8 protein-coding genes and 1 pseudogene are annotated in these 10,595 nt (G+C 74.2%); 1 reads left to right on the top strand and 8 read right to left on the bottom strand.

Going from position 1 to position 10,595, the window contains the following annotated elements; genetic code table 11:
* From CA983_RS33320 to CA983_RS33305, 4 genes and pseudogenes are all read right to left on the bottom strand, one after another.
* Positions 1 to 994, bottom strand: a pseudogene (locus tag CA983_RS33320) (hypothetical protein); the annotation flags it as partial.
* Between the two features lie 138 nt (positions 995 to 1,132).
* Complete coding sequence (locus CA983_RS33315) at positions 1,133 to 1,600, bottom strand: MSMEG_6728 family protein (protein WP_086604517.1); 468 nt, start codon at positions 1,598 to 1,600, stop codon at positions 1,133 to 1,135.
* A 20-nt stretch (positions 1,601 to 1,620) separates the two neighbouring features.
* Entirely contained in the window at positions 1,621 to 2,088 is a 468-nt protein-coding gene (locus CA983_RS33310; RefSeq protein ID WP_086604516.1) for a DUF4383 domain-containing protein, read from the bottom strand.
* 13 nt (positions 2,089 to 2,101) lie between these two features.
* Positions 2,102 to 4,618: a SpoIIE family protein phosphatase gene (locus CA983_RS33305; protein ID WP_086604515.1), complete on the bottom strand. Its 2,517-nt coding sequence runs from the start codon at positions 4,616 to 4,618 to the stop codon at positions 2,102 to 2,104.
* Between the two features lie 192 nt (positions 4,619 to 4,810).
* Between CA983_RS33305 and CA983_RS33300 the strand changes: the two genes are divergently transcribed.
* Complete coding sequence (locus CA983_RS33300) at positions 4,811 to 5,782, top strand: DUF72 domain-containing protein (protein ID WP_086604514.1); 972 nt, start codon at positions 4,811 to 4,813, stop codon at positions 5,780 to 5,782.
* On the opposite strand, the gene CA983_RS33295 is transcribed toward CA983_RS33300, so the two are convergent.
* The 4 genes from CA983_RS33295 to CA983_RS33280 form a co-directional block, all read right to left on the bottom strand.
* Complete coding sequence (locus tag CA983_RS33295; RefSeq protein ID WP_086604518.1) at positions 5,682 to 7,592, bottom strand: copper resistance CopC/CopD family protein; 1,911 nt, start codon at positions 7,590 to 7,592, stop codon at positions 5,682 to 5,684. The two genes, CA983_RS33300 and CA983_RS33295, sit on opposite strands and share 101 nt — an antisense overlap.
* A 177-nt stretch (positions 7,593 to 7,769) precedes the next feature.
* A complete protein-coding gene (locus CA983_RS33290) occupies positions 7,770 to 8,243 on the bottom strand; it encodes a cupin domain-containing protein (RefSeq protein ID WP_086604513.1) in 474 nt (157 codons plus the stop codon).
* Complete coding sequence (locus tag CA983_RS33285; protein ID WP_086604512.1) at positions 8,240 to 8,848, bottom strand: GNAT family N-acetyltransferase; 609 nt, start codon at positions 8,846 to 8,848, stop codon at positions 8,240 to 8,242. Before CA983_RS33285 ends, CA983_RS33290 begins: the two co-directional genes overlap by 4 nt.
* Positions 8,841 to 10,595, bottom strand: a 1,755-nt coding sequence (locus CA983_RS33280) for a penicillin acylase family protein (RefSeq protein WP_244207201.1), incomplete at its 5' end; no start/stop codon positions are given. The genes CA983_RS33285 and CA983_RS33280, both read right to left, overlap by 8 nt.

Below are 10,595 nucleotides of genomic sequence, written 5' to 3'. Positions count from 1 at the left end.
CCGCCGGGGGCGTCACCTCCTCGGGCGGCAGGCCGCCGTGCAGGAAGGCGCCGCCGTCCGGCCGGCGTGCCGTGCCGACGATGACCACGCGGTCGCGCTGCCCGCCCCGGCGGTCGGTGAGTACGGCGCGCAGCAGCCGCTCGCCCAGGGGCGACTCGGCGTGGTCCAGCAGCAGGCCAGGGCGGCCGACCCGGCGCAGCCAGCCGATGGGTGCGGCGTACGCCGCCTCCAGGTCCTCGCGCAGCGCCCGGAAGAGGAAGCTTTCCGCGACCTCACGTGCCTCGCCGCCGGCCCGGAAATCGGCGGCGAGGATGCGCAGCCCGATCCTGGGCTGGCCGGCGGCGCCGGGATAGGCGCCGTAGATCCGGCCCAGTTCCGCTCTGCCCCGGGGGGCCAGGCTCTCGAAGAGGGCGTCCAGGAGGGCGTTGCTGACGGCCGCCGAGTAGGGGTCGAGCGCCTGCCCGAGGGTGGTCAGGAGGTTGCGGATGGTGCCGCGCAGGACGCCGCGCCAGAAGTCACCGGCGCCCAGGCCGCGCAGGCGTTGCTTCTGGGGCAGGTCCTCGTACCGTTCGGCCTCCGTCGCGACCGCCTCGGGCGTGCCCTCCGCGACGCCGGTCGCGATCATGGCCAGGCCCGCGAAGAGACGCGGGAAGGCGAACGAGCCGCCCGTCCCCTGCCAGGTGCACAGCCGCCGGGCGACCTCGACCAGGGCCTCGGTCGCGGCGGAGCGGGCGCCCGGCTCCGGCTCCGCACGGTCCGCGTACACCGGCGAGGCACAGTCCAGGTGGATCACCGGCACCTTGGCGGCGAAACGGTCCCGCACGGCGCGCAGCAGCCGGCCCTTGCCCATGCCCGGGCCGCCGGTGAGCAGTACGACGGGCAGGTCGGGGCCGTAGAGCAGATCCCGGCCGGCCCCCGAAGGCGCCCGCCCGAACAGCCGCGCGAAGAAGCCCTCCTCGCCGAGGAGTTTCTCGAATCCCAGTTCTTCACACACGGACCCCCCATGGAGTGCCTGCCCGCCCGGGGGCGGGTGACCGGTGACCGATGTGCCAGAAAAGATCCAGTGGAACACGGAACGGTCTGATCGGACAACGGGGGTTGCATGGAAGGAAGTTGGAGTCGGCCTCAGTGCCTATGCCGGCCGGTCCGACGCCGGCCACACGTACGGCAGGTCGTCCGGGACGCCCGGGAAGAGGTCCGCGTAGGTGGCGGGGTCCTTGCGGACGAGGGCCGAGCGGTGGCTGTGGTGGAAGGGGATGCCGCCCAGCCAAGGGGGCAGTTCGCCCTCGGCTGCCAGGACGTGCTGGTCGCGGACCGGGGCGTGCGGGCGGGTCGCCGCGAGGTCGGCGACCAGGGTGGCCGCGCAGCTGTCCTGGTGGCCCTGTTCGCGCCAGACGCGGCAGATCTCCAGGCCGTAGCGGACGAGTGCCTCCTCGTATCCGGCCCACATCCGGACGGCCGGGTGGTGGCGCCAGCCGTATCCCGGTACGAGCAGGCCGCGCAGCACCTGCAACGCCTCGACCCGCTGTTTGCCGAGCCGGCGGCGGTCCAGGACCAGGGCCGACTCCCGGAAGCCGGCGTACGGGAGGAAGGTCTGCACGCCGTCCCCTCCCGGGGTGCTTACCGCTCCGCGCCGGTGCGGGAGGTGCGGGCCGGACGGCGGCGGCCGAGGGCCAGAGCCAGGCCGATCATCACAATGCCCAGGGCGAAGTGGAGCCAGTCGTCCGCGGCGTTGAGGGGGACGAAGTTGGCGTCGCTGTCGTGCCCGACGGACAGGCCGTAGACCCACAGCACCAGGTAGACGGCGCCGCCGACCAGCAGGTACGAGTACGCTCCGGCGGCCGTGCGGGCGAGGGCCAGGCCGGCGAGACCGTAGGCCAGGTGCACGAGGTTGTGCAGGATCGAGACCTGGAACAGGCCCAGCAGCTCGGCGCCCGACTCGTGGGAGGCGAACTCCATCGAGCCGTAGTCGGTGGTGATGCCGGGGATGAACCCCAGCACGCCGACCAGCAGGAAGACGACGCCCACCAGCTGGGCGGCCCGCTGCACAGGTGCCGCGGCGGCCCGGTGGGAAGTGTGTGTGGTCATGGCCGGTGGATCCTCACTGGAGAGAGAGTGTCTGTTCCGCCCAGATGGTCTTGCCCCAGGCGCCCTGGCGCGTGCCCCAGCGCTCTGTCAGCTGGGCCACGAGGAGCAGCCCGCGCCCGCCCTCGTCATAGGTGCGGGCGCGCCGCAGGTGGGGAGCGGTGTTGCCGCCGTCGGAGACCTCGCAGATCAGGGTGTTGTCGTGGATCAGACGGAGCTGGATCGGCGGCTGGGCGTGCCGGATGGCGTTGGTGACGAGTTCGCTGACGACCAGCTCGGTGACGAAGGCCGCGTCGGACAGCCCCCACCTCTCCAGCTGCGCCACCACGTCCTTGCGGGTCTGGGCGACCGCGGACGGGTCGTCCGGCACGGCCCAGGTGGCGACCTGGCTCGCGTCGAGCGCGCGGGTGCGGGCGACGAGCAGGGCCACGTCGTCGGCCGGGCGCTGCGGCAGCAGCTCGGCCAGCACGGTGTCGCACAGGGCGTCCAGGGAGGGCGCCATGGGGGTGCCCCCTGCTCGAGCGAAGCCGAGACCTCGGGGGCGGGCGAGGGCCTCCCGCAGCCGGTGGACGCCCGCGTCGAGGTCCCGGTCCCTGTCCCGGTCCTCGATCAGGCCGTTGGTGTAGAGGACGAGCAGGCTGCCCTCGGGCAGGACGACCTCGGTGGCCTCGTAGGGCAGGCTGCCCACGCCGRGCGGGGGCGCGGCGGGCAGTTCGATCAGCTCGACACTGCCGTCGGGGCTCACCACGGCCGGCGCCGGATGCCCGGCCCCGGCGAAGCAGCAGCGCCGCGACACGGGGTCGTACACGGCGTACAGGCAGGTCGCGCCCACGTCCCCGGAGGTCCCCACGCCCTCCCCGCCCTCCTCCTCCACGCTCAGCCGGGCGACCAGGTCGTCCAGGTGGGTGAGGAGTTCGTCGCACGGCAGGTCGATGTCGGCGAGGGTGCGTACGGCCGTGCGCAGCCGGCCCATGGTCGCGGAGGCGTGCAGGCCGTGTCCGACGACGTCGCCGACGACCAGGGCCACGCGCGCCCCGGAGAGGGGGATGACGTCGAACCAGTCGCCGCCGACGCCGGCGTGCCCGCCCGCCGGCAGATAGCGCGACGCGACCTCGACCGCCGCCTGCCGGGGCAGCCGCTGCGGCAGCAGGCTGCGCTGGAGCGTGACGGCCGTGGCGCGCTCCCGCGTGTAGCGGCGGGCGTTGTCGATGCTGACCGCGGCCCTGGCCGCCAGCTCCCCGGCCAGCACCAGATCGTCGTGCCGGAAGGTGTCGGGGTTGCGGTGCCGGAGGAAGAGCACGACTCCCAGCGTGGTGCCGCGGGCGACGAGCGGCACGGTCATCACCGAGTGGATACCGAACGCCCGGATCCTCTCGGCACGGGCGGGGTCGTGTGCGAGCCACGCCGTGAACGCCGGGTCGGTCACCTCGTGCCGGGTGGCCCGTCCCGCGCGCAGGCTCTCGTAGGGGGCCGAGCCCTCCGGGTAGGAGTCCACCTCGCCGGGCGCCACGACGGCCTCCGGAGCCCCCGGGGTCACGGACCGCAGCGCCACCCGCCGCAGCAGCAGCGGCCCGTCCGCCGGAAGGGCCCGGGCGGGCGGTTCGGGCGTGTCGTCCAGCGCGGCGAGCAGATCGACGCTGACGAAGTCGGCCAGGGCCGGGACGGTCACCTCCGTCAGCTCCTGGGCCGTGCGCGTCACGTCGAGTGTGCTGGCGATGCGCCGGCCGGCGTCGGCGATCAGCTGGAGCCGCTTGCGGGCCCAGAACTGTTCCGTCATGTCGTGCGCGGAGAGGCAGACGCCCCGGATCGTGCCCTCGGCGTCCCGCAGCGCGGACTCGAAGACCGACCAGGCGTGCTCACGCGTCTCGCCCGGGGCGCGCAGATAGTTCTCCTCGTACTGCGGCTCGCCGGTCCGCAGCACCCGGGCCATGCTGCGCTCCGCCCGCTCACCGGCCTCGTCGTCGACGATCTCGGACACGCGCAGGCCCAGCATCTCCTCCTCGGTGAGCGCCATGGTCCGCTCCATGCCCTCGTTGGCCCGCCTGAGCCGGAGGCGGGTGTCGTAGATCGCCAGGGCGCAGCACGGGGACTGGGCGAAGCTCCAGCTCACGAGGGATTCGTCGAGGGCGGGCCGGGGCTGTCCGCGGGTCAGGGCGGAGAGGAGGAGCCAGGCGGGGGCGCCGCTTCCGGGCGCCCTGTGGTGGGCGAGGACCCTGACGGTCAGCTTCCGGCCGTCCTGGTGCCGGAGCGCGACGTCGCCGTTCCACCGGGGCAGTCCGGCGAGCGTGGGCAGGCCACCCCGTACCGGGATCGGCTCGGCCAGCAGATCCGCGGCGCGGCGGCCGGTCATCTGCCGGGCCGAGTACCCCAGGAGCCGCTCGGCGCCCGTGTTCCAGCCGGTCACCCTGCCCTGTTCGTCGAGGGTGACGCGGGCGGTCAGGGACTCGCCGACGAGATCCGCGAGGGTTTCGGAGGCCTCGGATTCCGCTCCGAGCGACCGGGTGGCCCGGCCGACGGTGACGGGCTGCTCCATGATCGGTCATCTCGCTCTCGCGGGGGAATCACGGGAGAATCGCGGCCGACGTTCGGGGGAATAGTGGCGGAATCAGCCGCAATTCCACATATGTGCACTACACCATGATTACCCCGATTGCGGCGGGTCTCACCGTGCCGCCACCGGACGGGGGGGAGCCTGCCACCGCACGGCCCGGGTAACCGGTCCCCCATGGGCGAGATCCTGGTGGGCACGTGTTCCTGGACCGACCGGGCCCTGGTCGGCAGCGGCTGGTATCCGGCGGGGCGGCGGGACGCCGAGGGGCGGTTACGGCACTACGCCGAGCGGTTCCCGGTCGTCGAGGTCGACGCGTCGTACTACGCGCTGCCGAGCGAGCGGAACAGCCGGCTGTGGGCCGAGCGGACACCGGACGGGTTCGTGTTCGACGTGAAGGCGTTCTCGCTGCTGACCGGGCATCCCACCCGGGAGGCGGTGATGCCGGGCGGGCTGCCGGCCGATCACCGGGATCCAGCCGTGCTCGACGAGGTGTGGGCGCGGTTCGTGGCCGGGATCGAGCCGCTGCGGCGGGCCGGGCGGCTCGGGAGCGTGCTGTTCCAGTTCCCGCCGTGGTTCCGGCCGGGGGAACGGGCGGAGGCGTTCCTCCACGAGTGCGCCGAGCGGACCCGCGGGTGGCCCGTCGCCGTGGAGTTCCGGCACCCCTCGTGGTGGCAGCCGGGCCGGGCGGAGGCGACGGGCGCGCTGCTCGCCCGGTACGGCATGGCCGCGGTCGCCGTCGACATGACGCAGGCCCTGCCCTCCTCCGTCCCGCCGGTCACACCCGTCACCTCGCCCCAACTGTCCGTCGTGCGGTTCCACGGACGCAGCACCGCCTGGGGGACCGGCAGCAAGGAGGACCGGTTCCGGTACGGGTACGGCGAGGAGGAACTCGCCGAGTGGCTGCCCCGCGTGCGCCGGCTGGCCGAACGCACCGAACAGGTCCACGTCCTGTTCAACAACTGCTGCGGCGACGCTGCCGTACGCGCCGCCGAGTGCATGACGCGGCTCCTCGACGGCGATCCGCCCACGGCGGCACCGAGGGTGCCTAGGGCACGATCCGCACCTGCTTCGACACCGTCACCTGGTCCACGTCCGACACCCGCACGGTCGTCTTCATCGTCCAGGTCCCAGGGAGGGGCAGGTTGACGGAGTTGGCGCTCCAGTAGCCGCCGGCGTCGGTGAGTCCGGCGTCGATCGGGCCGATCTTGCGCGAGGGCAGGGTGAAGGTGATGCGGACCTCGGGGACGACGACCAGACCCTTGTCGGCACCGTAGACCACGGCCTGGACGCCGTTGTCGCCGACGCGGGCCGGGTCCAGGGTGACCTGCACCGTGCCGCGGCCGGACAGGGTGCTGGTGCTGCCGCCCGTGTCGAAGGGCACCGTGACGAGGGTGGTGGGCGGCAGCGCACCCGCCGGGGGCCGCTGCGCGGCCTCGACCTGCGCGCGGCCCGGCAGCGTGGCGGTGAGCAGTGTGGTGATCAGCAACACCACGGCGGCGACGGCGACTTCGACGAGGACGGAGCGGCGCAGCCCACGCCGCCGGGTGTCCTCGTCGCCGGACCCGGGAGCCGGCTCCGGCGCCCCCGACGGCTCCTGCCGGTCCTCCGGCGCTTCCGGCCCTCCCTGGGCTCCCGGCGCTCCCGGCGCTTCCGGCTTCTGCGGTTCCCCTGGCTCACCGGCGTCACCGGTCGCGCCGGATGCCCCGGACTCCCCCGGCCCCTCCGGCTGTACCGACGCCCCCACGCCGACCGGCTGAGGGATCCGTTCCGGTACGGCCGTCCGGGCGGTGGCCACCGGGGCCGCGAGGCGGGCCGTCCACCGGCGCGAGTACCCCGCCGCCAGCAACAGCGCGGTCACCGCGACCAGTTTGGCCAGCAACAGCCGCCCGTACGACGTGCCGGTCAGCGCGGCGAGGGAGCCGAGGCCGCGCCAGGACTGGTAGAGGCCGGTGACGGCCAGGACGGTCACCGAGGCGAAGGCGATACGGGAGAAGCGGGGCACGACCTCCGCCAGGGCGTCGACGGAGGCCCGGCGCAGGGTCAGGAGCAGCGCCACGAGGCCACCGAGCCACACCCCCGTCGCCACCAGGTGCAGCACGGACGACGTCATCGCCACCGGCACCTGGATCCCGGCGGAGGCGTGCTCGACCACCGCCCAGGTCAGGGCCAGCGCGACGGCCAGGGCCGCACCCACCGCCCGCAACAGAGGCTCTTGGCGGTCGCGGCACCTGGACAGCCGTAGCAGGAAGGCAGCGGTCAGCAGCAGGACGGCCAGCCTGGCGAGCAGGGCCAGGCCCGGGCGGCCGGCCAGGGTGCGCTCGAGGGCGGAGAGGTCGAAGGCCGCGGCGGGGCCCGCGCCCGTCTCGTACGGGGCGCGCAGCATCAGCAGGACGACCGTCGAGCCGAGCAGTGTCCACCAGGCCGCCACCAGCGGTCCGCGCAGCGGGGACGTGTCCGCGGGCCGGCACAGCAGCGCGAACGCGACCGTGCCGACGAGCAGCGCGGCGGCGAGGTAGGCGAGATAGCGGGCGGCGTCGTGGAGGCCGCCGGTCAGCGGGTCCTCGTCCGGGCCGGTGTCGATCTGCGCAGTGGTCGCGGACCGTTTACCGACGGAGAAGGTGAAGGCACCGGAGACCGGGTGGCTGTCGGCGGACACCACCCGCCAGGCAACCGTGTAGGTGCCCTGGGCGAGCTTCCCGGGCAGTCCGACCCGGGCCGTGTCGGAGCGGCCGTCCGCGTGCTGCGCCTCGCCGGTGTGCACGCGGCGCTGGTCCGGGCCGAAGACCCGGAAGGAGTCGTCGAGCAGGCCGACGGACTCCGTGAAGGTCAGGGTGAGGTGGCGAGGGGCACGCTGGACGACCGATCCGTCGTCGGGGTCGGTGCCGCGGAGGGCGGCGTGGGCGGAGGCGGGGGCTCCGCTGAAGAGGAGCAGGACCAGCACGGTGCCGAGCAGCACCAGGGCTTGGAATCGCCGGGGGTGTCCGACATTGCGCTCCACGTGGGTCTCCGGGGTCGGGCTGTACGGCTCCCGGTTACGTACGGATGGGAAGTGTGGAGCGCTCAGCGGGGATTCGATGTGCGTCGTTTGGCGGGTGCGGGTGTGTACGGGTTGTTCGCGCAGTTCCCCGCGCCCCTAAGGACGGACCAGTTCTGCAATCTTGTCAGCCGCTGCCGGATAGCGTGCCGTCAGCTCCGCCGCGTCCCCGTGCTCATAGCCCTCGAACGTGAAGCCGGGCGCCATCGTGCAGCCGAACAGGGTCCACTGCCCGCCCTCGCGCACCCTGCCGCCCATCCACGTGCCCGCCGGGACCGTGAACTGCACGTGCTGGCCGCCGAGGACGTCCGGCCCCAGCACCGCCGTCCGCGTGCTCCCGTCCGGGGCGAGCAGGAGGAGCTCCAGGGGATCGCCGAGGTGGAAGTGCCAGATCTCGTCGGTCGGCAGGCGGTGCAGGGCGGAGAAGTCGTCCGCTGTGAGGAGCGCGACGATCGCCGTGCCCTCCGGTCTGCCGTCCGGGCGGTCGGGGCCGGCCCAGGTCTGGCGGAACAGGCCGCCCTCGCGGGGGATCGGCTCAAGGCCGTAGTGGGCGATGAGGTCGTCGGGCGTCACGCGGGGAAGAGTATCTCCCGGTCGAGGAAGGCGAGCTGGGCCTTCTTCTCGGGCAGGTACACATCCGGCAGGTCGATCTCCGGCAGAACCACCACCGGCCCCACGGTGAAGCCCATCTTCAGGAAACGGGCGACCGCCTTCTCGTTGCGGACGTCCGGGTCGACCACGATCCGCCGGCGGCCCAGGCCGAGCAGGACGTACCGGGCGACGGCGGTCACCAGCCGTGCCGTCCAGCCGGGGTGCGCGCCGCCCGGGCCGGCGGGGGCGACCAGCAGGTGGACGCCGATGTCGCCGGGGCGGACCTCGTAGCACTCGCTGACGCGGTCCGCCTCGGGCTCGTAGGTCTGGAGGAGCGCGACCGGCTCGCCGTCGCGGACGACGAGGAAGGCGTGGTGGGTGGTGAGCGGGTCCATGTGGGCGTAGATCTCGGCCACCTGCCGCTCGGTGAGGCCGGTCATGCCCCAGAAGACGGCCCGGTCCTCGCTCACCCAGCGGTGGACCGTCCCGGCGTCGGCCTCCGGGTCCAGCGGCAGCATGCGGACGGTGCCGAAGCCGTCGGTCACCTGCTCGTGGACGGCCGTGCGGGAGGCGTACGGGTCAGACATCGGTCTCCTTCTTCAGCACGGTCCAGTCGGTGACGACCGGGACGAGGTCACCGGCCAGCCACAGGGGGAGCTGGTCGCGGTGGTGGGGCGAGCCGGATACGCCCGAGGCGCCGAGCGGGACGACCCAGCGGCTGTCCTCGCGCCGGGCCAGGTCCCAGACGTAGCGGGCCGCCGGGCCGCGCGCGGCGCGGTCGGTGAGACCCGGCACGCCCGAGGTGCACAGCACGCAGTCGTGGTCACCGGACAGCCCCGGTTCGTCGCACGGCGTCTCCGGCTCCATGGCCCGCCAGGGGGCGAGCCGGTGGGTGTCGCCCCAGACACCGGCGGGCGGCCGGGCGGCCACCTCCTCGACCGCCGCGCGGACAGCCGACGGGCGGTCGATTCCGTGCAGTTCCCCGGCCCGCAGCAGGTGTTCGAGGGCGAAGCCCACCCGCGGGAGGAGGGCGAGCCAGGGCCGGAACACCTCCGGGTACGCCGGCGGTGCGGCGAGTGCGGCGAAGGCGGGATGTGCCGCCAGTTGCCGTACGACCGCGCCACGCACGGCCGAGTAGAGGGCCGCGTCGGCGCTGTCGGCGTCCATGCGGCGGTTCCAGGCGAGGAGGCGGTCCCGGAGGACGGAGGCCTCGGGGGTGAGGGCGTCGAGGGCCCGGAGGTGGTCCAGGAGGGCGGACGCGGAGGCGAGGTGGGTGTCCGTGTGGATCGCGGGCATGTCGGCGGCGGACCAGCGCTCCTTGCCGGCGAGCAGCTCGGCGATGCGGTCGTGGCGGTGGGGCGGGGCGAACTCGACGCCGAGGGGTTCGGCCGGGCCGCGCTGGTTGGCCATGACGGCGACGCCGTCGGTGAGCCCTGCGCGGGGCGTCTCGTGCCAGCCCTGCCACTCGTGGCCGGGCTCCCAGGCGGGCACCAGGCGCAGGCGGTTGGCCTCGGCGCGCAACGGCACCCGCCCGGCCACGCGGTGCAGCACACCGCCCTCGGTGTCGGCGGCCTGGACGACGTTGACCGGCTCGGCCCACCGGTCGAACGCCCGGTCCACGTCGGCGACCCGGCGGGCCCGCAGCAGCGGCAGCAGGGCGCCGAAGCCGAGGTCGCCGGTGACGCGGGGCGGATAGCACAGGCTGATCGCCACGGGCGGGCCGACGAGGTCGACGGGGTCGACGGAATCGGCCTGGCCGGCGGAACCGACCGCGCCGGCCGGGCCGACGAGGTCCACCGGGTCGCCGTCGAGCCCCTCGGGGCCGCCGATGACCACCGGTCCCCGGTCGGTCTCGATCACCTCGACCTCGACCGGCTCCCCGCCCGCCACCTCGACGACCTCCGTGTGCCGGGCCGCCCGGCGCCAGACCCCGTCCGGGCCGAGCGCCTCCACGCCGGCGCCGGTGCGCCGCAGCCGCTCCCGGTACAGGTCCTGGTAGTCGGCCATGGCGTTGGTGATGGCCCAGGCGACCGTGCCGGTGTGCCCGAAGTGGGCGATGCCGGGGACGCCGGGCACGGCCAGGCCGACGACGTCGAACTCCGGGCAGGACAGGTGGATCTGCTGGTAGACGCCGGGGTCCTCGATCCAGCGGTGCGGGTCACCGGCGATGACCGCCTGCCCGGTGACGGTCCGTTCGCCGCTCACCAGCCAGCCGTTGCTGCCGGAGGTGCCGGGGCCGTCGGTGGCGAACAGGCCGACGGCCCCGGCACCTCCCGTTGCTGCCGGAGGTGCCGGGGCCGTCGGTGGCGAACAGGCCGACGGCCCCGGCACCTC

This window comes from Streptomyces swartbergensis (genome assembly GCF_002148965.1).
In the GTDB taxonomy this organism is placed as follows: Bacteria; Actinomycetota; Actinomycetes; order Streptomycetales; family Streptomycetaceae; genus Streptomyces; species Streptomyces swartbergensis.
The sequence above is the reverse complement of the archived record's forward strand: the minus strand, read 5'-3'. Positions and strand labels throughout refer to the sequence as shown.